Source organism: Shewanella sp. 1311, assembly GCF_059338235.1.
The window spans coordinates 1,372,290-1,394,916 of the sequence record NZ_CM181686.1; the positions used below are offsets into that span (position 1 = coordinate 1,372,290).

The 22,627-nt window shown below is 45.4% G+C and carries 21 protein-coding genes and 7 tRNA genes; 2 read left to right on the forward strand and 26 right to left on the reverse strand.

Annotated elements, in window-relative coordinates; genetic code table 11:
* Positions 1-104 precede the first annotated feature (104 nt).
* From AC5YB3_RS06190 to AC5YB3_RS06200, 3 genes are read right to left on the reverse strand one after another with little or no spacing between them, the layout of a single operon-like run.
* A complete protein-coding gene (locus AC5YB3_RS06190) occupies positions 105-923 on the reverse strand; it encodes a DUF4198 domain-containing protein (RefSeq protein ID WP_494526758.1) in 819 nt (272 codons plus the stop codon).
* A 54-nt stretch (positions 924-977) separates the two neighbouring features.
* Positions 978-1,490 (reverse strand): DUF2271 domain-containing protein, encoded by a 513-nt coding sequence (locus AC5YB3_RS06195; RefSeq protein WP_006086948.1) that lies wholly within the window; start codon positions 1,488-1,490, stop codon positions 978-980.
* A 16-nt stretch (positions 1,491-1,506) separates the two neighbouring features.
* A complete protein-coding gene (locus AC5YB3_RS06200; protein ID WP_006086949.1) occupies positions 1,507-2,103 on the reverse strand; it encodes a PepSY-associated TM helix domain-containing protein in 597 nt (198 codons plus the stop codon).
* Positions 2,104-2,574: 471 nt separating this feature from the next.
* On the opposite strand from AC5YB3_RS06200, the gene AC5YB3_RS06205 reads away from it, so the two are divergent.
* Entirely contained in the window at positions 2,575-3,270 is a 696-nt protein-coding gene (locus tag AC5YB3_RS06205) for a hypothetical protein (protein ID WP_494527170.1), read from the forward strand.
* A gap of 22 nt (positions 3,271-3,292) precedes the next feature.
* On the opposite strand, the gene AC5YB3_RS06210 is transcribed toward AC5YB3_RS06205, so the two are convergent.
* From AC5YB3_RS06210 to AC5YB3_RS06260, 11 genes are all read right to left on the reverse strand, one after another.
* Entirely contained in the window at positions 3,293-3,424 is a 132-nt protein-coding gene (locus AC5YB3_RS06210) for a hypothetical protein (RefSeq protein ID WP_268649666.1), read from the reverse strand.
* Positions 3,425-3,752: 328 nt separating this feature from the next.
* A tRNA-Gln gene (locus tag AC5YB3_RS06215) sits at positions 3,753-3,827 on the reverse strand.
* A gap of 39 nt (positions 3,828-3,866) precedes the next feature.
* Positions 3,867-3,951 (reverse strand) — tRNA-Leu (locus AC5YB3_RS06220).
* A 75-nt stretch (positions 3,952-4,026) separates the two neighbouring features.
* Positions 4,027-4,103, reverse strand: a tRNA-Met gene (locus AC5YB3_RS06225).
* Position 4,104: 1 nt separating this feature from the next.
* Positions 4,105-4,179 (reverse strand) — tRNA-Gln (locus AC5YB3_RS06230).
* A 24-nt stretch (positions 4,180-4,203) separates the two neighbouring features.
* A tRNA-Gln gene (locus AC5YB3_RS06235) sits at positions 4,204-4,278 on the reverse strand.
* A 75-nt stretch (positions 4,279-4,353) separates the two neighbouring features.
* Positions 4,354-4,438 (reverse strand) — tRNA-Leu (locus AC5YB3_RS06240).
* Between the two features lie 95 nt (positions 4,439-4,533).
* A tRNA-Met gene (locus AC5YB3_RS06245) sits at positions 4,534-4,610 on the reverse strand.
* 208 nt (positions 4,611-4,818) lie between these two features.
* On the reverse strand, positions 4,819-5,910 hold the full coding sequence (gene ychF, locus AC5YB3_RS06250) for a redox-regulated ATPase YchF (protein ID WP_006082735.1): 1,092 nt from the start codon (positions 5,908-5,910) through the stop codon (positions 4,819-4,821).
* A gap of 128 nt (positions 5,911-6,038) precedes the next feature.
* Complete coding sequence (pth, locus tag AC5YB3_RS06255) at positions 6,039-6,626, reverse strand: aminoacyl-tRNA hydrolase (protein WP_006082736.1); 588 nt, start codon at positions 6,624-6,626, stop codon at positions 6,039-6,041.
* A gap of 152 nt (positions 6,627-6,778) precedes the next feature.
* Complete coding sequence (locus tag AC5YB3_RS06260) at positions 6,779-8,041, reverse strand: FAD-dependent monooxygenase (RefSeq protein ID WP_413494757.1); 1,263 nt, start codon at positions 8,039-8,041, stop codon at positions 6,779-6,781.
* A 555-nt stretch (positions 8,042-8,596) separates the two neighbouring features.
* Between AC5YB3_RS06260 and AC5YB3_RS06265 the strand changes: the two genes are divergently transcribed.
* Entirely contained in the window at positions 8,597-9,661 is a 1,065-nt protein-coding gene (locus AC5YB3_RS06265; RefSeq protein WP_494526759.1) for a site-specific integrase, read from the forward strand.
* On the opposite strand, the gene AC5YB3_RS06270 is transcribed toward AC5YB3_RS06265, so the two are convergent.
* The 12 genes from AC5YB3_RS06270 to AC5YB3_RS06325 all read right to left on the reverse strand — a co-directional run bounded on the left by AC5YB3_RS06270 (position 9,658) and on the right by AC5YB3_RS06325 (position 22,571).
* On the reverse strand, positions 9,658-9,870 hold the full coding sequence (locus AC5YB3_RS06270; RefSeq protein ID WP_011847761.1) for a hypothetical protein: 213 nt from the start codon (positions 9,868-9,870) through the stop codon (positions 9,658-9,660). The two genes, AC5YB3_RS06265 and AC5YB3_RS06270, sit on opposite strands and share 4 nt — an antisense overlap.
* Positions 9,871-9,895: 25 nt before the next feature.
* On the reverse strand, positions 9,896-11,656 hold the full coding sequence (locus tag AC5YB3_RS06275; RefSeq protein WP_494526760.1) for a hypothetical protein: 1,761 nt from the start codon (positions 11,654-11,656) through the stop codon (positions 9,896-9,898).
* Positions 11,653-11,937, reverse strand: a complete 285-nt coding sequence (locus tag AC5YB3_RS06280) for a hypothetical protein (RefSeq protein ID WP_494526761.1) — start codon at positions 11,935-11,937, stop codon at positions 11,653-11,655. The genes AC5YB3_RS06275 and AC5YB3_RS06280 overlap by 4 nt, the downstream gene beginning before the upstream one ends.
* Position 11,938: 1 nt before the next feature.
* On the reverse strand, positions 11,939-12,940 hold the full coding sequence (locus AC5YB3_RS06285; protein WP_494526762.1) for a hypothetical protein: 1,002 nt from the start codon (positions 12,938-12,940) through the stop codon (positions 11,939-11,941).
* Positions 12,941-12,952: 12 nt separating this feature from the next.
* Complete coding sequence (locus tag AC5YB3_RS06290) at positions 12,953-15,391, reverse strand: hypothetical protein (RefSeq protein ID WP_494526763.1); 2,439 nt, start codon at positions 15,389-15,391, stop codon at positions 12,953-12,955.
* A 7-nt stretch (positions 15,392-15,398) separates the two neighbouring features.
* A complete protein-coding gene (locus AC5YB3_RS06295) occupies positions 15,399-15,770 on the reverse strand; it encodes a hypothetical protein (protein WP_494526764.1) in 372 nt (123 codons plus the stop codon).
* 38 nt (positions 15,771-15,808) lie between these two features.
* Positions 15,809-20,089, reverse strand: coding sequence for a phage tail tape measure protein (locus AC5YB3_RS06300; protein WP_494526765.1), 4,281 nt, complete (start codon positions 20,087-20,089; stop codon positions 15,809-15,811).
* Between the two features lie 92 nt (positions 20,090-20,181).
* Positions 20,182-20,901 (reverse strand): phage tail tube protein, encoded by a 720-nt coding sequence (locus AC5YB3_RS06305; protein WP_106649474.1) that lies wholly within the window; start codon positions 20,899-20,901, stop codon positions 20,182-20,184.
* Positions 20,898-21,323 carry a hypothetical protein gene (locus tag AC5YB3_RS06310; protein WP_494526766.1) on the reverse strand — a complete coding sequence of 142 codons (426 nt, stop codon included), beginning with the start codon at positions 21,321-21,323 and terminating at the stop codon, positions 20,898-20,900. The genes AC5YB3_RS06305 and AC5YB3_RS06310 overlap by 4 nt, the downstream gene beginning before the upstream one ends.
* A 16-nt stretch (positions 21,324-21,339) precedes the next feature.
* Positions 21,340-21,897, reverse strand: coding sequence for a hypothetical protein (locus AC5YB3_RS06315; protein ID WP_494526767.1), 558 nt, complete (start codon positions 21,895-21,897; stop codon positions 21,340-21,342).
* Between the two features lie 19 nt (positions 21,898-21,916).
* Entirely contained in the window at positions 21,917-22,255 is a 339-nt protein-coding gene (locus tag AC5YB3_RS06320) for a hypothetical protein (protein ID WP_494526768.1), read from the reverse strand.
* Positions 22,248-22,571 carry a DUF2190 family protein gene (locus AC5YB3_RS06325; RefSeq protein WP_494526769.1) on the reverse strand — a complete coding sequence of 108 codons (324 nt, stop codon included), beginning with the start codon at positions 22,569-22,571 and terminating at the stop codon, positions 22,248-22,250. The genes AC5YB3_RS06320 and AC5YB3_RS06325 overlap by 8 nt, the downstream gene beginning before the upstream one ends.
* Positions 22,572-22,627 lie beyond the last annotated feature (56 nt).

Here is a 22,627-nt window from a genome sequence, read left to right on the forward strand (position 1 = left end):
GTTGTGGGCATTTAACGGTGAACGCTACGTCATTTATAAACGCTAAATCATTTTTAACACTCAGTCACTTATAACGCTTACTCACTTGAGCGGAAGACTGAATCCTATTCAAGCCCAGCTTCAAACGTAAGGAAAATCTCACTGACGGTTTTATCGGCAAGGGATGTGTCTGAGCTTGGACGTTCAATAGATGCATGCAAAAGATAACGTCCCGCCGCAGGCAAGGTCATGGCCACTTTACCGTCTTTATCTGAGGTTAAAGCGATTTCTTCAGGCTTGTTTCGGTATAGGCTGCCGTCTTTCATAATCGCAACACTCACTCCTGCAACGGGTTTACCATCATAAACAAACTGCAGTATTGCAGGTTCGTTTTCAACGATATCAGCAGGATGGGTTACAGGGACTAGTTCCAAGTACTCGCCCTTAGGAGCCAAAACCTTATCCGTTGGCTTATTTCGGGTTACGTAGGTTTCCACCCGCGACACATTTAAAGAACCTTCTAATTCAGAGGCGCCCTTTGGCATGACAGCGGCGGTCGCTTTTTTATCTAAACGACTGCGGACAAAGCCTTCTTTGCCTTTCACTTTATAGCGGGAGAAATAACGCGGCGTGACTTCTTTCTCGAACTTATAGGTGCCATCTTGCATTAACTGCACATCAAATACCGATTTACGGCCGCCGGTATAACTTGAGCTTGGAGAACTTAAGTCGCCATTAGGCAGTAACACACGTACGTCACTGGCGCTAAAAGGTTTATCCATCATAAACACTTGATTGCTGGCAGACACATCAGAGGTGATCCACACGGCTTCTTGGCTTTCGGCCGAAACGTTAAAGTGGCTAGGTAAAATCCATCTATCGTGGCTGCTTGCCAACGGGCTAATACAAAGTGTGCTAAGTAATGCAATAAGACGTAATTTCATGCCTTTTCCTTAAGTTTAACGAGTAATGTACGGGCAATATATTCAGTAGCAGGCTCAGCGAGCCATGCCGCTTAAGCGTATGTCGATAACGCCAGTTTCGGTGGTGGCGGGTAACTGCACTGAGAAGTCCCCCGCAGCTAAATCGATGTTTTGTCGCACGAGATCGCGACCGCCATGCTCACGCACCACTTCTATAAACACAGTGTAACGAGCAGGCTCGAGCGCTTTTCCCGCTTCATCTTTTAAATCCCAATCGATTTTGTAATGACCCGCAGGACGTGTGGCTGATGCAATACCATCAACAAAACTCATATCGTCACGACCCGCTTTACGCCACCAACGACGGATGTCTTTAAGCCATTTATGGCCTTCATCCCAAACCCAAAGGCTTAAGGTTTTTACCGGTTGCCCTTGGGTATTTTCAACCCACACGGCCACATAGGGTCTGTGATATTGGCCTTCGGTAATTTCAGGTAAAGTTAAATCAACAGTCATTTGTGGCGCCGCAAATGCAGCAGAACTCACAAACAAAGCACTCACCGCAATGGTACGAATAAGATGACGCATACTCGGTCTACACTCCTTATGGAACGAAATAAACATACACAAGTCCGCAACTACCGCTGACAAGTACCATGTATAACAATGACTTTTTGAGGCGCTTGGTTTGAGGCAATAATAAGTAAGCCCCAGTAAGCGAAAATAAAATAATCAGCACGGCGCTAAGATCGAGTATCCAAGCCCATGCAGTGCCTGTGTTGCGCCCCTTGTGCAAATCATTCACTACGGCTACGACACCGTACTCTAAGGTTTCGACATAGGCTTGGCCGTCGAGCAGGTCCAACGTCAGGCTGCGGTAAGTGCCGGGCCCTTTGCTGACTAAGCTAATTTCGTCTTCATCTATGTCGGCAGTGGCCATATCCATAGCCCATTCACTTTTCAGCCAATGGCCCGTTGCCAAGCGCCACTGGGCATCTTGTGTATCGACGGGTAATAAATAGGCAGGGATGGGCACTTGTTCCCGTTTAGGTTCCTGATCCGCTTGAGAAAACCAATTAGGGTGATTTAACGTTATGCCTGTCACCGCAAAAAACAACATCAGCAACAACAACGCCATAGACACATATACATGGATAATTCGAGCAAAGGACAAAGACGACTTACTGACTCTTAATTTCAATGGTGCACTCTCAAAAGCAACCCGAAGAGAAATGCCTCCAGAATCGGCTTTCCCTATGCAGCCTAAGACTGAAATGAGCTGCATTAAACTAATTTAATGTGCGAGATTAAATGAGATCGATTATCAAATAGAACAAAGTTTACAAACTTTACATATTCAATACTGCAAAAGAAGCTGAAATATAGGATTGAAGAATAAGACTGAAAAATAAACCGCTTAAAGACAAATCTGCATTTAACACTCAAAAGCCATTATCTTTGATTATATTAGCAGCAAGTCATTTACGGTATCATCTGTAAATACTCATTGGATTCATAGGGATAAAATCCAACATTCACGCTAACTTTTTGGCATAAAATTTACTTTAGGCCCCCTCTCGTTTACCTCATTACAATCGGCTACAATCCGCCGCCGGCGACTTGCTGGTACTCCCAAGGAAATATCATCTTGAGTACATCTCTGCTCAAAAAAATGCGCTGCCTGCATATTCTGTGGCTCGCGTTAATGCTCAACGCCTGTGTTGCTCCACTCTTATTAATGTCACCCCAAGGTCAACTAATGTGGGCCCTGCTCAAACCCCTTGTCGGTTTAGATCCAAATGATGTCGGCTTATTCGAACAGCCACTCATCAAAAACCGTATGCAGGAATTGCTGGGTAAAAATTACGATACTACTCTGTCGCTGCTTAAAACGGCCGATAAGATCCAGCAGGAAGGTCCACTTATCTATTTAGTGTCAACTTATACTCCTGTACCTGAGATGGCAGAAAAAGCGGGTCTAGTGTGGAACTCAGACACCAACCAAATGGCAGTGATGCTAATGAAGGGCGGCGCGCCCTTAGTGATCTCTGAGCAATTCAGTAATCAGACAGAAAAGCTAGTCCCAAGCTGGCCGAAGGAATTAGCCGACTATACCGATCCACAGAAGTTACAACAAAAAGCCTTAGATGCGGGCGCGAACCAAGTGCAGCAACAGTTAGCTGTGCCTAATGCCGTCAAAGCGGTTGCCACGGGTGAGGTTAACGCGGTTCAAAGTGCTGTCACTGAGCATGCTGTATTGCCAGCAACTATCACTGATGCGGCAGTAAAAGTAGCCACACCAGCAATGCCAGCAGTTCCAGCGGAAATAAAATCGCTGCCTGTCGTGCCAGAAGTCAAAAAGCAATAACACAGCTCACCACAGTGCCTAATCAACTGGCACTGTGGTATTCACTGTCGTTATATAGCAGTGCAAACTCCCCTTCTTCGATATCCTGATTCAAGCCCTGCTTCTTATGCCTGCTATTATGCTGGTGCTTATGTTGACTCTTATACTCACTCATAGATTAGTTGTGCCTGCTAACTCTAAGCCTCACTCGACGCTCTGCATCCCAGAACTAAACGGATAAGGCTTATTCAGCTTGCTGACGACTTAAAATCCAATACATCATTATTGAGCCGCTCTATAAACGGCTAGATAAAAACAAACGACAGAAATTCAAGCCAGCTATAGCAAGGACATTGATAGAAAAGGGAAATGCTAAACGAAGAAAACGAAAGAAACCAAACTGCGAATAATGCGAAAGAAGATAGAGAGTGAAAACGAATAGTAAGGATATAGTGAAAAGCTAGAAAGCAAAAAGCCTGTCTGAAGACAGGCTTTTTAACTTTTGGCTGGGGTACAAGGATTCGAACCTTGGAATGCTGAGATCAAAACCCAGTGCCTTACCACTTGGCGATACCCCAATAAACTTGTTTAATCTTCTATCGAAGATTGCATTTTGATGGTACGGGAAGAGAGACTTGAACTCTCACACCTCGCGGCACCAGAACCTAAATCTGGCGTGTCTACCAATTTCACCATTCCCGCATCAAAATGTACCAAAATTGTCTATTCAACAGCTTTGGATTTTTCTCTGATAAATCACTTTAACAGAGTTAAATATGGTAGCAATGGCGGGACTTGAACCTGCGACCCCAGCATTATGAGTGCTGTGCTCTAACCAGCTGAGCTACATTGCCATGGCTGGGGTACAAGGATTCGAACCTTGGAATGCCGAGATCAAAACCCGGTGCCTTACCACTTGGCGATACCCCAATCAACTTGGAAACTGAGAAAAAATGGCTGGGGTACAAGGATTCGAACCTTGGAATGCCGAGATCAAAACCCGGTGCCTTACCACTTGGCGATACCCCAACTAACTCTGTTTCAAACATCCGCTTATCGCAGATGTTTCTAAATTCATATATCAAACTTATATTTTAAATATAATGGTACGGGAAGAGAGACTTGAACTCTCACACCTTGCGGCACCAGAACCTAAATCTGGCGTGTCTACCAATTTCACCATTCCCGCACAGCTTCATGTTTACATCTTGAACAGATGCTAGCAATCAATGCTAGAGTAAAATCGACGTCTATTTTATATAAGAATATGCTTCTTAAATAAAATGGTAGCAATGGCGGGACTTGAACCTGCGACCCCAGCATTATGAGTGCTGTGCTCTAACCAGCTGAGCTACATTGCCACTTCGATATTACGCGCCCCTCTCAGCGAGGAACGGGGCGTATTATGCTTATTCGAGGTATCTAGGTCAACAGCTTTTTTTCGCTATTTCCCTTGGGCCAAGCTGTTCGGCTATTACTTCACCAAAGTGAGCAACAGATGTGCTAAATAACACACTATTGCTCGTACTTAGCTTAATTTATCGAGACTGACTACTTGGATAATCCTTGTTATACGTTAAACAAGAAATGCATCACATCGCCATCTTTAACGATATAGGTTTTACCTTCCACACGTAACTTACCGGCTTCTTTCGCGCCAGCTTCACCTTTGTGGGCAATAAAATCTTCATAGGACATGACTTGTGCACGAATAAAGCCGCGTTCAAAATCGGTATGGATAACACCCGCCGCTTGTGGAGCACTTGCACCTACTGGCACAGTCCAAGCACGCACTTCTTTCACGCCTGCGGTGAAATAAGTTTGCAGATTCAGTAATTGGTAACCAGCACGAATAACGCGATCTAAACCTGGCTCTTCGATACCCAGATCTGCCATAAACTCATCGCGATCGGAGATTTCCATCTCAGCCAGTTCAGATTCAATCGCGGCACACACAGCAACAACGATAGCGTTTTCTGTGGCGGCAATAGCGCGAACAGCGTCTAAGTGTGGGTTGTTCTCAAAACCATCTTCCGCCACGTTAGCAATATACATGGTCGGTTTTAAGGTTAAGAAGTTAAGGTAAGCAACGGCTTCCAGTTCTTCTTTAGATAATTCCATTGAACGCAGCATTTTCGCTTCGTCTAGAATTGGACGCATTTTTTCTAATACTTCCACTTCAAACTTAGCGTCTTTATCGCCGCCTTTAGCACGTTTCTGCTGGCGTTGAACCGCTCGCTCTAAGCTGTCTAAGTCAGCTAAGGCTAATTCCGTGTTGATGACTTCGATATCGCCAGCTGGATCAACCTTGTTAGCAACGTGAACAATGTTGTCATCATCAAAACAACGCACTACGTGACCAATAGCATCGGTTTCACGGATGTTAGCTAAGAACTTGTTACCTAAGCCTTCACCTTTAGATGCGCCAGCCACGAGGCCTGCGATATCTACGAACTCCATAGTGGTCGGTAACACACGTTGTGGATTCACAATCGCAGCTAACGCATCCAGACGTGGATCCGGCACAGGTACAACACCTGTGTTAGGTTCAATGGTACAAAACGGGAAGTTAGCCGCTTCGATGCCAGCCTTAGTTAACGCATTAAAAAGCGTTGATTTACCTACGTTAGGAAGACCAACAATGCCGCATTTAAAACCCATATGCTTACCTTTCTCTCGATTATTGGCTGACAAGTCACACTCATCAGCGAGGTTTAGTCGTCCTGCCCTATGGCAGCACATTACTGAATTAATTAGTTAATTAACTTGAGTCTCGCCAAAGGCAAAACCTACTCCGCTTTAAAGGAGTGTAATCTGTTCATGGCTTTCACCATGTCTTGCTTAAACAAAATCTCGGTAGAACGCACGGCTTCATCTATCGCCGCGTCGATAAGCTCTTGCTCTTTAGCTGGCGCTTTTCCCAGTACGTAACCACTCACTTGGTTTTTATCACCGGGATGACCGATACCTAAGCGTAAACGGTAGAAATTTTTATCGTTAGCCAGTTTAGCAATAATATCTTTCAAACCATTGTGGCCGCCATGACCCCCACCGAGCTTGAACTTGGCCACGCCAGGCGGCAGATCGAGTTCATCGTGAGCGACCAGAATCTCTTCCGGTGTGATACGAAAAAAGTTCGCCAAAGCACCCACGGCTTTACCACTTAAATTCATATAAGTCGTCGGGATCAATAAGCGGACATCTTTTCCGTGCAATACAGCTCTAGCGGTCAAGCCAAAATACTTACTGTCGGCCACTAAAGTCACGCCGCAAATTCGAGCCAACTCTAGTACGTACCAAGCCCCCGCATTATGGCGAGTGTGCGCATATTCAGCACCAGGGTTTGCCAGACCAACTATTAATTTTATTTCGCTCATGACACTCAATATCGTTATTTCGTCGATGGCAGCCGCGCAAAGCGCCGACTGAACTGACCATAGCTGCTAAAAACGCGGCATTTTAGCACTCAAAGCCCAAGTCAACAAATGCCACGTCATCGCACTGAGTCAGAACGCAGAACAACACAGGATTAATTAAGCCCCATTGCATATTTAAGAACGGTCTTTTTGATCGGAGAATTGATGTTTGCCAACTTTAACGCGCCATTACGCAGCAGCTTAAGCGGCAGGATATCGTTACTAAAACCTGCATAAAACAAATCCATCGCCGTCATCATCAGTTTGTTATCGCGATAGCGCTTGCGCTGATATTGGGCCAGCACTTCATTCGACCACCAGATATTATCTTGGGCTAATGCATCCTTGATAACCGCCAAAAACGCTTCAACATCCTTAAACCCAAGGTTCACCCCTTGGCCAGCGAGCGGATTAATGGTGTGGGCGGCATCCCCTAAAATCACCACGTTCTGACTATAGTAACGCTGGGCATGGCGACGAGTGAGGCCAAAACTGCCTTTATTCTCAACGGTGAAATCGGCATCTAAGCGCGCAGGGAAATGCAAACGTATCTGTTCGGCCAACTGTTTGTTGTTAAGCTGCATTAACTGTTTTATTCGGTTGGCATCGTCGTACCACACCAGCGAAGCATTATTGCCGGGAAGAGGTAATAATGAACGCGGTCCTTTGGGCGTAAACTGCTGCCAAGTGACATCTTGCTGGCCCTGTGCGGTGCTGATATTGATCAGCATCGCCGATTGAGCGTAATCCCAACCTGAAATCCCAATCCCCGCCCATTGGCGTACCTGTGAGTGCGCACCATCGGCACCGACCAATAACTTAGCGTTAAGTTTACTATTCGATTGTAAGTGCACACTCACACCGTCGCTATCACGGGCAAATGCCACCACTTTATCTGGGCAATATAAGGTGATGCCAGCCAATTGCGCCATCTGTTGCCACAGGGCAAGTTGGATTAAACGGTTTTCAACTATATGACCTAAATGACTAGCACCAATTTGCGAGCAGTGGAATTGGGTGATGCAACCATCGAGTTCCCAAGTTTCTAAGCCAAGATAAGGCACATTGCGCATTTTCAGCAGTGAGTCCAAGGCGCCAAGACGTTCAAGCAGCGTTTCAGAGGCCACACTGATGGCCGAGACTCGCACATCTAACGGCTGTTCGGCTTGATAAGCCTCTGGCGCAAATGATTCAATCACCGCCACTTGCAAGCCCTGTTGGGCTAATCCAATTGCTGTCGCCGCACCGACCATACCGCCGCCGACGAGAATGATATCGAACTCAGCGTCTTCAACATGAGTGCCTTTAACATGAGTGACGTCTGAATGAGTTGTATCGGATGTCATCGGTGCACTTGTTTCATCAATTTGGCTCATCTTACTTACCACCTTTATTACCTTGTTTATTGCGACCCAAGCGACGTCTTTACACTATCTATGCGCAAGTCTATGCGCCAGCTATTTTACCCAGATAGCATTGGCTAAACCTGATGCACGAGAAAGCCACGAACTTTGTATCAAAAGTATGTCTCTTAGCACTCAAACGTGAGCAAATGTTGCTATCAGCCCGTCTGCTCACAGTTGCTTACAAAGACAAAACTTACCCGTTTCAACACTGACTAAACTCAAGTGGCACGGGCATCATAGCCAATATCACTTAATCGAGATTTTGTGATTTGGCTGGCGTTATCCGTGCTGAACACTATCACTTAACTAGCACCTAGCCCTAAGCCGTATTGGACGAGTGATAAACTTTCTATTTACTGATTTAGCATGCAACCCTTGGTGTAAAAGGGTTTCATTGAAATTAACTATTTATTTAAAAAATCATATTTCTACTAATTTTTGCATATTTTTACTAATTTTAACTTGATCAGGGAACCAATAGGGAACCACAATAGATTGGACTTGGCGTATTGGGGAACCTTAAAAATGGCATCATATAGCATCCAAAAACGTGAAAAAGCAGATGGGGAAACTCGGTATCGATGTCTTATTCGCGTAAAGAAAAGTGGCAAAGTATTATACACAGAGCAGCGTACTTTTACCAAAAATGCCGCTGCCGAGGCATGGGGTAAGCAAAGGGTTAGTCATCTAGAAGTAAATGGATATGAGAAAGATGAGGTGGCAGTCGTAACACTAGGAGATATCATTGCAAAATCATTTGCTGATGAAAATATTAGTAGCAGTATTGGCCGGTCAAAAAGGTTTTGTTTGCAACTAATTGCTGATTGTGACATAGCAAAAGTAAAGCTAGATGAGATTAAGCCACATCATATTGTTGAACACTGCAAGCAGAGAAAAACTTCAGGTACTGGCGCCTCAACTTTGGCAATTGATGTGAGTGCAATCCGCTGGCTGCTACGAATCGCTAAATCAAATTTTGGGCATGAGGTTTCACAAATTTCGGTTATTGAGGCTTACGATGCACTGTATAGCCAAGACTTGATCGCTAAATCGGGGAAGCGTTCACGTAGACCAACATCTATTGAAATTGAAAAATTGAAAGCCAGTTTAGCAGAAAGAGTAAAAAAACGTGGTGCACATATCCCTTATCTAGACTTACTTGATTTCTCGATACTGAGTTGCATGCGTATTGGTGAGGTATGCAGAATCAGGTGGGAAGATGTAGATGAAGCACAAAAGTCAGTGGTAGTTCGTGACCGTAAGGACCCGCGCAAAAAAGCAGGTAATCACATGTTGGTGCCTATGCTGGGTGGGGCTTGGGAGATACTGCAAAAGCAGCCGAGGATTGATGAGAGGATTTTCCCCTATAACGAGCGAAGTGTTACGTTCGGCTTTAGAGAAGTACGTAATGAACTCGGGATAACCGATTTACGCTATCACGACCTGAGACGTGAAGGTGCTAGCCGGCTATTTGAGAAGGGATATAGCATTGATGAAGTGGCACAGGTGACAGGGCATAGGAATATTAATACTCTGTGGCAAGTGTATACCGAGTTATTTCCTAAACGATTGCATGATAAGGATGTCTAAACCTCTATCTCCACAAATGGCAAGTCGGGTGCTGTCCCTAGCACCCTGCCATCTTGTACGTAGATATGATCACCAACCGTTCCTGAGCCAATGGCGCGGATAGTGTGACCGCTGGCACTGCTGGCGGTGACAGTGCCATCGGCGTTTACGGCAGCTACTGTCATGATCATCCGTGGCAATACTAACGCTGTTTGAAGTTGTTTAAGCATGGTGCCTCGCAGGCTGTTAGCAGAGTTACGCGATTGAGCGGATCACTGTAATTGATTGTTCGATATCGATATCACCGCGATCACTGACGCTGGCGCGGATGCTCCAACTGTCACACGTTCCTTTAAAGACTTCGACACCTTCGCGGATACCAATCAACATGCCAGGCGTTGCGGGTGGCAAATCAACCATAACGGGCAAGGATAGCGTGACGTTGAGCTTGTCGCCTGTATCTGCCAGTGCATTGGTGCCAGCGATGCGAGCCGCTTGGTTATCTACGATCAACTGGGCGCTAATATCAGCGGCAGGAATATTGCCAGCGCTGCCGGTGCGTTTCACCTTGGCGCTAATCCCCTGTTGCTCACCCCGCAGCCACACTACATCACACAAAGGATTGCGGGAGACTGATTCGCTGTAATTGGTGATCACGGCATCGTGCACTGTTAGGTCCGGTACTGCTGTTGCCATTTCCCATGGCACTGTTGGCCAGCGTGGGATGATAGTCAATTTACGGGCTGCATCATCCGCTAAGATCATGCAACCCAATTGGCTTGCGGCTTCATTAATCGCGTCGATCGGTGACTTATTACCCACGCTAAATGCGCCTGCTGGTACGCTAAAATCTGGTATCCCACTTAGCTCTGCAGTCCAGCCTGTGTTTTGCAACAGATCACCAATAATACCGCCAAGGCTACGCAAGACAGTGTTGGTGTAGCTGATTGGCAAACGATAAGGCGATGACAGCTCTGCGGTGCGTGATCGGCCTGTGCTGCTGTGGGTTTCAATACCAAAGGCTTTGCTGGCGCTTGGCTGCTCGGCAATGGCATAAAACTCATAACCGTTGATGGTGATCAACAACAGCTCATTATGGGCGCGCTGCGCATCGATACGGCTTGAGAACTCAAGGCTAACCGACCTCGCCCACTGTCCACGGCTTTGGCTAATGCTCACACTGGTGATCACAATCGGTAAACTGTCTGATACTCGCACGCATGTGATCGTTGGCTGCATTAAGTAGTACCTGCGGATTTGTGGTTCAATCGGGATTTTAAAATCGATATTGGGTAATGGTGGGTTAGCATCAATGAGGCCGCCGCCATCGTCCCAGTAGCAATAGTTCGGTGAGGCCGTGAACCGTAAAACAATCGGGTTTGGTTGTGTAGATAATGGTTCATTGAATCGAAGTGTGACCTTGCCAACGGGTGGGCGATACTTGGTAGAACATACCCAGCGCGGTTCGTGGAAGCCCCATTTAATCGACTTTTCATCATCGACCACAAAACCACGGTACTGAATAATCAATAGGCTTTCTTGGTCTTGACCGTCTATCCACACGACTGCAGTCTGCAACTGGTGCGCGGCAATATTCAGCCAGTTAATTGATGATTGTATTTGATGCTCATCGGGCACAACCCAGTTAACGCTTAATGTAATTTGGTGGTCAATAGGCAGCGACCAATTAACGCTGGTGTCATTTCTGATATCTGGATTAAATAACCAAACCATTGATAAGGTCGAATCGTTGGCAATATTAGATGACCATATTGAATCAAACTTAATCTCATCTGCGTTGTAATTATCCCACGGTGATTCAATTTTAGATTCAATATCACTTGAGAACTCAGCCAATATTAACGCTTGTTCGACAACATCGAGCGTAAACCAACTGAATCCACACTCGATACCAAATGAATTATCAACAACAATGGGTGTGTCAACAAACCTAAGTCTGACGGGTGATGTATAGTTTTGCCAAGGCTTGGTAAATCGCAAAATGACACTGGTCATAAACCCGCCGCGATTGCTTCAACTATTTCAAGTTTTACACCATCTGCAATTGCAGCATTATAGTCGTTATCATCATCAAAAATAACAACAAATAAATCATTTTTTGTTGCATATTTTAATGGACATAACGTTGTATTTTTATCAATACGTTGGTTTACTAAAACCTCCCCAGACCAACGATTTGCAACGATATACCTTTCAGCAAGTGGATCTAAATCTAATACAAGTTGTGCAATGTTGAATGGCGACATATCACTTTTTACATGTGTTATCAGCATCATGCTACCATTCCTCCATATTTATCCACACACCAGCAGTATAAAATGCTGCTCTCAATAACCAATGATTTTTACCATCTATCAATTCAATTTTAGGCCACGATTGATTATTATATCGTTGCATTAATTCAACTTTAATCCCCGGTAATTCTCCCCTGACTAAGGGTGTTATAACGCTATTCCTAATGTTTACACCATCGACATCTACAACCGTAGTTTGCGAGCTTTGGGACGATACCGCTAAATGCGCACTCGCATATAAACCCATATTGTTAAGACTTTGTGTATATGATGAATTACTAATACACATACATGTTAATCTAACACCATAGTTCATACTGTTGTTACTACCATCAGCACCATAAATCTTACTTTGATATGTACTATCACCAGGTTGAGTAATAGCATAAACGCTATAAAAGTGACCATAAAACGCAGACGCCGCACCTCCCGCGTTGCTTGTTTGATCACCATTGATATAGTCACCAAGTGCTATGAATGTGCACTGGTCTGCGGGTAAATAAGATTTGAAATCACCAACAAAACAACCCCTTTCTAATGAGTAACCATTTTGTGCTAATAAGGTATATGTCGAATTTGAGAGCATGAAATAGAATGCACTAGATGTACCAATTAAAAACCAGTGTATCGAAGTAAATGCGCTGACAGTAATTCCACGTTGATATGATGTTTCCTTAAAAAAAGTATCAATATCACTCATTGACATACCTGCACGAATTGTCATAAATGTTGCAGCAGCATCACTCCCACCCAAACTGGCAAATCTTACAAAACCACCACTACCTGCAGTTGGTGAGTTCCTAAATGCCACTTTTTGATTCACAACATCTTCAAACTCTTTGGTCCAACCTAGTGGCAATTTACTCCCATAACCATCAACTAAGCATTTATTAAGAATATTGATGATCTCAGACGGCTTGCGCGAAGTTGTTAATTGCGGTGCCCCCGCATCATCCCATCGATAAACAGTTACTGGTAATCCCATTGCATACCCCTATTAAGATTCATTGCCACGGAACGCGAGCACGGCGCGGTCGGTGGTGATTTGACTGTGACCGCTTTGCACTGTGCGCAATAGCATGACGGGTTTACTTGCGGCATAACTCATAAAACGAATGGCCTCGCCCGCTTGCCAGCCACCACCAAATGCGCCAGAACGAATAATGAAGTACGGCTGCAGGGTTAGCGGGTTGACAGGTGCAAAGTCATTAAGTGTGTCGCCAGTCGCAATTTGACCGAGGCGACGACCAACACAGCGGAATGCGGTTGCACTGGTGAAGATCAATACCCAGTCCTCGTTTACTGCAGTGTCGTTACGAACCTCGATGGGGAAATCAACGGTATTCATGTTGCCTGTGGCGGGTGAACCATCTAGGTCCCAATTGTTAGCCCATGCCGTCATATCCCGCACAGTGCCGATACGGGCCTGTAAGTCTCCCAAATTTTGCACACTCGATACATTGGCACCAATGGGATAGCTTTGACTCAGAGGGGAAGCAAGGATTAAGGCTTGCTCTTGTACGTCTGTTACTAGCGCAATTTCGCCAATGGTATCGGTGAGAATGAATGGCGCGGTAAAGCCCGTAAAATCGCTATTGAGAGTGACAACACCTGTCGCCTTAACCCATGTGTAATGGTTATTGGCCAGCGTCCAAAGTGATTTACCCTCAGCATCGGTAATATCAACAAAGCGTGCATTGGCGCGAGCGTTATAGGTTTGGGCTGGCGCTGGGCTGCTCAATACCTGTATTTCAGTCTGTTGCACCGAAATCGTGTTCCATGCGGTGAATGCATTCACCACCCCGCCGTTCTTAATCCGCAATGGATTAAGGCCGTATAACTCGGGTGGTGGTGAAAGTGTGACAGTCTCACTAATGTCATAGCGTAGCGTGGTTAAGTCCACGGCTTGGCTAAAAGTAAGCTGCACATTTGCATCTGTGATATTGCCAGTAATACCTAAGCCGGTGATCACACCTGAGTTGTCACTTGAGCCCGATAGCAGGGTGTCACCTGCAGCGTTGCTAATGGTGACATAAAAGGTGTCATAAATAGGGCTGTCGGTGGCGAGTGCAAAGCTGACGGTATTGGCAGAGGAAGTCGACTCCTCAATCAAACAGTCATAATGCACAGTGAAGTCACCACGGGCATCAAGGAACTTAGTTACTGCGCCAGTATGGTAATCAAGCTGTGCCAAACGCACACCACCACTGACGAAGTTACCGCTAGACGTTTCTATCATGCTGACGCTGCCATGGGCAGAGTTTAAGAATGTCAGCACCATTTTAGTGGTACCAAGTGATATCTTTTTAAAATCAGGGAATACGCTTGCGCTGCCATACAAGCCATATTTTGCAGCGGAGATATATTCAATTGTCAGCGAGTCTAGACCAGGCATAAGGCCAGATGTATTAGCTGTGATAGTTGTCCCTGTAATGCTGATATTCCAATAGGAAAAATTTGCCGCCGTTATTCTTGGCTTAAAACCCAAAACCTCATTAACAAAGTCATTATTTAAAATATCAGGCACTTCAAAAATATAGGTAAATTGACCGTAAATATAAGGCTGTGAAACATTGTTTTTGATAACGGTACTGGGCACATCACCATTACCACTCTCAACAATACTTTTACCTGTCAGTGGATTAACCGTTTTTACTTTTGGTAGCAATTCAGTTTGAGTCGATTCAACAGCCAAAGTGTTGGTTGTTGAGGCCGCAGTAAGTTTGGTTACGCCATGATATTTAATTCCATCGTTATCACTGGTGTAACGCAACTTGGTACAGCCTGACTCACCGTTGATTGTTATATCGTAATTAGGAGTGATAAACGGAATGGCAGGCTTAAACTTCACTATGCCTGTGGGACCGCCAGTAACCGTTTCTTGAATTTGGCAGAAATGCTCAAACCGTGGATAAAGAGCACTTTCGGCACCAGGGTACTCAACAGAAATAACAACGGTTTGTCCCTGCAGTAATGTGACGTTCGACCAATACTCAGTCCCATTAAACATATAACTAGATTGCAGATACGACTTAGGAAAGGTGTCTTGCCCTTCAAGAAAGCCAATCAGTCGATTGCGGATCAACTGGCCAGCACGAACAGATGATTCCAGAATCTCAACCATATCTGTCATGCGGTCAGCATCGTCTAATGTGGCTGCCTCTGCGATCAATAAACTGACTAGATCATCGGTTGGCTTTTGGCTAATGAACACATGACCATCGAGCAAAATCGATGTATCAGGGGTATCGAGTGCAGGGTAACACTTCACAATATCAACCGCTGATTGCGCGTGATCTATGTCAGAAATAGCGCGAAACAGTTCGTTTAGCTTGCCAGACTCAACCGCCAGCTTGGTACGTTGTCCACCCGCATCATCGCTTGAGCCCAATTGCTCTGGTTTGAATACTTTTAAATCAGCGCGAGAGATTTCCATAGATAGCCTATAAAGTCAGAAACTTAAGAACCACGTTAGTGAGCTTTTCAAACCCGCCAACTTCGTCAAATAAATCCTCACCCGTTGTGGGCGAGCCTGCAGTGTTATCCCAAACCACGTTATAACTGGTGCCTTCATAGGCCAACGTGAAGGCAGCTAATGTGGTGGCGGCATGGGCTTTTAGTTGTTCAAACTCAGTGCGCAGCATCCATCCCGATTTGGTGCCTAACTCCATGGCAATACCGGCTGGGATAATGGTTTGCTGCACCAATGGCGCACCGTTTAAGGCGCGCTTCATATTGGCCGCCACGCGGGGTGTGTTGTCGCGGTTTAGCCACAGCAAATCCACCGCGATATCGATGCTATCGATGGTTGTCATAGGGACCTTTGATTAATTGGGGCGAATAACAGGATTGGCTAACCGCCAACAGATTGCAGGCGTTTAACTTCGGCTAATAATTCAGTCACTAAGCTGCGCTTCATTTGGGCATTAAAGGTGCTATTGCCAACCTGCAGTTGCAGCACTTGCATATCTGAAGTGTTAGCGACAGATTGCGTGCTGGTTTGGGTATTGGCTTGCGTGTTAACGGTAGCGGTTGCTTGATTTTGAGCGGTAGTTTTAGCAGTCGCGGCACTGGCTTCGGCTTGCTTCTTCGCCTCGGCAGCGCTTTGCTTATCGGTTGCTTGCTGGGCCTGCAGGGCCTTACGTTCTAAGTCTTGTGCCTGCTTAAGATCACTAAGACTTTTTTGCAGTTTATTGATGAGCTGACTATCACCGTATGCTTGAGCTGTGGTGATTAAATCGTTCACTTCCTTTAGCTCATTAGCAAATTTACGCTCAGCAATATCCTTCTGGTTGCCCAAAGCGGTATCGAGCCGGTCTTGAATATCCATTGTGGTTTTATTAATTTCATCGGCCAATTCTCTAAAGCGTGAACGGGCTTCATCGATCGCTTTGTTGAGCGGAACAAGCTGATTGTCAGAAAGCCTTACAACAGAGTTATTAGCGAGATCAGCAAGTTCACCTAGCTCTTGCAAGCTGAGTGAGCCACTCTCGATTTGAGTGACCCAATCACGCATCCGAATGGCATTATTGATTTCACGTCGTTCGCGTTTTTGATCAGCACCCGCAATTTGATTATCCAATTGCGCTAACCTTTCGGTCATTGCTTGGATAGTGGCATTTGAGTAATCATATTCGGTATTCAGCGAAACAATCACATCACGAGTGGCGGCAGCACTTCCCCTAAAGTTATCAATCGTACTTAATTGTTCCGCGATAACTTTAGCATTTTCAATACCAGCGGCAGTATTATCCTTAGTGGCCTTAGTGTTTTCCTTCGTTGCCTCGGTATTTTCATCTGTCTTTTTACTGCTTTCACCCACCACTTTATTAACTTCACTCAACGTCCCTTTGAGTATTTGTGATTGAGCATCGTACTCTTGCTTAGTTAATAAACCCGCCCTGAAATTTCGATCCAATGCTTCAAGCTGCGCTTCATAGTCACGCTGCAATATCAACAGTTCAACATAGGTCGCGTTCTCTATCTTGGATAGCTCAACAGACTCGCGCTTCAGATCAGCTAAGTTGGCTTCTTCCTTAGCCAACTTAGCCTTGATGATAGTCAGTTCAGCCGAGGCCTTACTGTCATCTTTTAAAGCCGCTTCAAGATCACGAACCTCTTTCTCGGTCCTTAATATTTTTTCTTGCAAGTCTAGCTGGGCATCAGACAACAACCCTGTCGCAGCAATGGATTTGTTCGACTGCTCAACGGCTTTAGTGTGTGATGCAGCTAACTCTTGCAGTGAAATATTCAGTTCTTTTTCGGTCAGCAAACCCTTTTCGTACTGCGCTTGTAGCGCTTTGCGCTGAATAAGAAATGCATTAGTTAAATCAGTTTGAGTGAGGGTTTTAGTATTACTTTTATCAACTTCTACGTTGTAATCCTTGACCGATGCATTGAGCAGCTTGGTCATGTTATTCAATGTTTCTGTTGAAATAAGCCCTTTATCATGTAGCTGATTTAGTTCAGCTTGCCGAGCCATTGCCTCCTTCACTGTGACAGAATACTGTTCAGTAGAGGTATTCATCTTTGACTGACTAACGGCAAGCGCACTCGCAGCCTCAGCACCTTGCTTATCTGCCTCTGCCTTTTTCTTACTGGCCTCAGCAGCGTTATTTTTAAACTCGGCCTCAAGTTCAAGCTCACGATTGGCAAGTACAATAGCCGAAGTTAAATCACGGTATATTTTTTCAGAATCAGCATTATATTTATTACTATCAATGATATTTTTTAAACTAGCTTGCTGTTCTGTACTTAATTTATTAATTGCACCTTTATATTTATCTGATGCATCTAGCAGTTTTTCATACGCAATTGAAGATTCACCTGCCATACGAGCGGCAGCGGCAGCCATATCTTTATGATCTTGTTCTATGCTTTTTTCGGTTTCCCTCATTTTGATTCGAAGATTATCGATAAATGTGGTGTCTATTTTTAAACCGCCAAATTCAGCAACTTTATTTTTAATACTTACGACATCTAATAATGCTTGCTGCGCACTAAGAGTTACCACCTTGAATGATAAAGACAGCGAATTAATACCGAGCTTTATTCTATCGAATGCTTTTTCAAATAGGCCTACCTTGTCGTCAGAGAACGTCTCCACAAAATCATTGGCTGCCTTCGCGAGCTCCACAAAACCGCTAACTAATTCTGGTAGTCTCTCTACCAAATTAACAACATCCTCCCGCACCTTATCGATGGCATCACCTGTACCACGAATAGCAAGATCAGTATCATACGAAAATGCTTCACCGATATCGGTAGTTAGGGTGTGGAATTTGTTAGATAGACGACCTAATGCTGATTCTTGTGTAGAGTAAGCTTTAATCGCTTCCTTCATGTGGTAATCGCCAGCGGCATAGGCTTTATTGCTAAGCTCTAATGCAACTTTTAAACGATCTGTACCATCCGCTAATACACTGAGAACGCCTGTAGCCTCAGTGCCATCAATGCCCATCGATTTAAGGGCATCAGAGACTAATCCGCCTTCGGCCTTAACCTTTTGTAAGCCTTCAAGGAATTTAACCAATACCTTTTCAGGCGCGTCACCGAGATCTTGCTCAATCTGCTTAGCAGTTAGCCCGGTAATCTTAGTTAATCGCTCAAGTGAATCGCCGCCTTTTTTGCTCGCTTCGTTAATCTCAGCGCCAAGGCGTTGCATAGCCGTTCGCGAACGTTCAGCTGGTTGGCCTAACTCTGCCAGCGTAGTACCAAATGCCGCAGCCGCAGCAGAACCCAAGTTAATTTCACGGGTACCAGAAACAATCTCCTTGGTCATCTGCACAATATCAGCTTCGGTAATCGCAAAGTCGTTACCAAGCGCTACCACAGCCGAGGATAAATTATGGATCTCAGGGATACCTTCTTGAGTCATCCCTAAAATTCTGGCCAGCATGGTTGCCGCTTCATCGCCGGCTAAGTTGGTTGATAACCCCAACGCATCAGCCGCAGCCACCAAGCTGAGAATATCTTCAGTCGATTTAGTGCCTAACTGGCCCGCCACTTCCGCCATGCGCAGCAGCTCATTCGTGCTGGTAGGGGTGACGTTTTCGCTGAGGTTTTTAAGCTCATCGGCCATTTTCACCACAGTATCACGGGCAAGGTTGGTGGTTTTTTCAACCTTAGTAATGGCGGCTTCTAACTCACCGTAGTTTTCAACGCCACTTTTTACCGTTTGCACCGCCTGCTGTGCCGACAGCAATACCGCATAAGCCTTAGCCAGCGTGCTCACCGCCTTGGTGGTGAGGTCAGTTTGCGCATTGGCGACCTTGGCCGAGTTTTTAGACTCAACCAATAACCTATCGTGCTGCGCTAATTTATCGTTAACCCCTTTAAGCGCGGCTTCTGCGCCAGCTTGTTTGGTTTTTAATTCTTGACTGGCATCGGCCAGCTTACCCATATCAATACCGGCTTTATTCAGCACAGCTTGCTGTTTATCTAATTGCGCTTTATTGCTGCCAAGGCTTCTGCCAAGGTTAGTTAGCTCATTGCTGGCCGTTTTAACTTTAAGTGCATATTCGGCTTTATAACGGCCAGCCTTTTCAACTTCGGTACCTAAGCGCGTTAATTCGCTACGTTCTTGCTCAAGCTCGTTTGCCAACTTGGTCGCACTGGTGGCGGTATTTTTTTGGACCGCTTCAAGCTGCTGCAAATCTGTTTTAGCCGCGGATAATGCCTTTGCTTGTGCTTGGCTGGCCTGTGCACCTTTATTTTGAGTCGTGGTTAAACGCTCAACTTCGGCGCGAGCGGAGGCAAGTTGGCTATCATAGCTAGCCAACTGCGCCGCAGTTTGGCTGTATTCAGTTTCAAGCTTAGCCGTTGAGGCAGCCGCATCTTGCTGCGATTTCTCAAGGTTTTTTGCCTCAGTATTAGCCTGCTTCTGCTCTTTCTTTAACTTATCGAGCGCTTGGGCGTTATCAACATAGGCGCGTTCGCCCTTATTGATAGACTCAGTAAGCGAATCGATCGCCTTAATCGCCTCTTGCTGGCGTTTTAAATCATCAAGTTGCTCATTGAGCTTTTCGCTTTCGCGCCCCAACTCCTGCAACGCTTGCTCAGACTTTTTGGCCTCAGCAGAAAACAGATCTTTGCCTTGAATAATTAAATTCACTTCTTGATCTTTAAAACTCATGGCATCACCGATTGATAGGAATTAACAAACCAAAATAAAAGCCCACAGCACATGGATCACATGCTGTGGGCTATTGGGAACAATCTTTCGACTTATGCTGCGCTACGGACGAAGAACTTAGACTTACCCGTGGCAACAATTGAGCTGTCAGCGAGTACAGCACCTTCAATATCGAAGCTACCGTAATCGGTACCGATCAAGTCTAAGCCTGATGTGGGTGTGGGCTTCCACTTATAAAACTTCAGCATCCACGGTTTACCGGTTGAGTCGTTAATACCGTCAACAACCACACTGACCGTTTTGCCTGATTCCGTTAATGCCTGCAACGCATTACCCGCTTGGCTGGTGTAGCCAATGGTTAATGTTTGGCCTGCTGTAATGGCGCCAGTCGATAACGCGCGGATACCTGCGGCACTGACAACATAATCTTCATCAAGTACATAAGTCACATCACCCGCTTCATTTTTAACAACAGGGGCGATACTGGTATCAATCATTTTTGCGGTTTGCGCTAAGCCATCGAGCACAGCGATAATTTCTTCATCTGCGACGGGTGTTGCAGTTAATACATCAATCTTACCGCGCATAGCTAGCGCTAAGTTCTCGTTGTTAAAATCGTAAAAGGTCGCACTTAATTTTACGGATTTAATCAACGTGACTTCATCGGCATAACCTCCGCCACCACGGTAATTGGGCAAGGATTTGGTTTCTTGTTCGATAGCGAGCTTTACGCCGCTCACGTTGCCACAGTCACGGCCATCGATATAGACGATCGCTGAGCCGATGTAACTTTCGGTTACTATTTCACTCATAGTGAGTCTCCAAATTTAACGGTATTAACAAGGGATAAGGTGAACACCGCTAGGCCGTGTTCTTCATGGGCTTCGGGCATGATGTACTTGCAGGGCTCTGACTCTTTAAAGCTAATCACCGAGGGCAACCAGCTAGGTTTCTCTGTAAAGCGTTCATCTTTATAGAAGGCTTCACGAATAGCGCGAACGAGGTTGATTAGCTCACTGGTTGGTTGCGGATTTTTAGCGAGCTTTACGCCAGCAACCACTTGCAGCACCAGATCATCCTTATATTTATCAATGCCATTTTTAGCGTCAAAGGCATCGGTATAAGGCTGCAAAAAGATGAACTTTCTTTCTTTGGCAATGGACTGCACATAAAAACCTTCACGTACAGTTGCGCCGTCAACCAGCGCGAGGCGGTCTAAGATTGCTTGGATCATTGGGGTTGTCTCTTAGTTAACGGCTAGCGTGGTGGCCGTAGCGTTCGCGTAGATGCTTAATAATTGGCGCTTCAATGTCTGGTAACACACTTTTAAAACTACCCGCGACTGAAGGGCCGTATTTGGGTTTAGGAATTGCTGTACCTGCTTCTTCCGCTCTATCTTTATCAAGAAAACGCCAAGAGTTATCGCCGCGTTTACGAGTGAACATCACCGTGTTGCCATTTTTGCCGATGATAGTAAAGGCGCCTTTAAACCATATCTTTTGCGTTCTTATGGTGTTGACCATAAAGCCTTTATTCATTTTCAAGCCAAAGCGTGACAATGAACTAGCTTCATAACGAGCTGATATAAATACATTTAAATCATGAGGATGAACACTGACTGTTACTCTCTCATCAATGTAGTCCCTAGATTTATAACCATACTTTTTGAAAATCGCATTTACAGCTAACTTTTTGGCAAATGGCCCCGTCTCTTCAAGCGCCTTGTTGATATTGGGCGTCATCTGATTGCGGATGCGGTTTAGCTCATTGGTGACTTCTTTAAGCCCTTCAATTTTTATTTTTGCCATAGCTGAGCTCCGATGATCGCTAAAGTGGAATATAGATAAAGGTCACGCTGACTGAATCCATGCTTACCCTTTGGGTGAGCCGTCCTTGCTGGGCGCTAATGCCCTCACCTATCGCAAACTCATCACCAGAATTTACCGCCCCTTCGGATTGTAAAAACTCGGCACGACTGATTAGCTCGGGAATATATTCATTAGACGAGGCCGCAATTTCAGCACCGTTATCATCCAAACTCACCAGACGAGTATATGGCGCAGAGCCATCGCTTGGGGTAAAAAGGCACGGATCAGCCAAACGCTGAAACAGCCGCACCATTTTACCCCGCACGCGATCGGCAAAGTGGTTGCCAACGTTAGGCATTGATTTTCACCCAGACGCTGGTAGATGGATTTGCCGCAGCAGCCCATACTTTGCCAGCTAAGGTGTTACCCGTGTCGAGTGATGTGATTTCGTTAGCGGTGTCGTCCCAATACACGGCTGCGCCAACTGCGAGCACATCTGTGGATTTTTTAGGTAGCTCAAACACGCCTTCGGTGACGCCTGTACCTTCGGTATCGGCGGCAATGGCGCCAATCGCCACAACTAACAATGTGGCCAGTAATACCGCTTCACCACTGGCAACTGCGGCGGTGGGCGTAAAGCTGATGGTCTTGCCATCTTGCACATAATTTTTCATGAGAGTGTTCCTGCTTAAAAACAAAACTGAATAAAAAAGGGCCATCGTTTGATAGC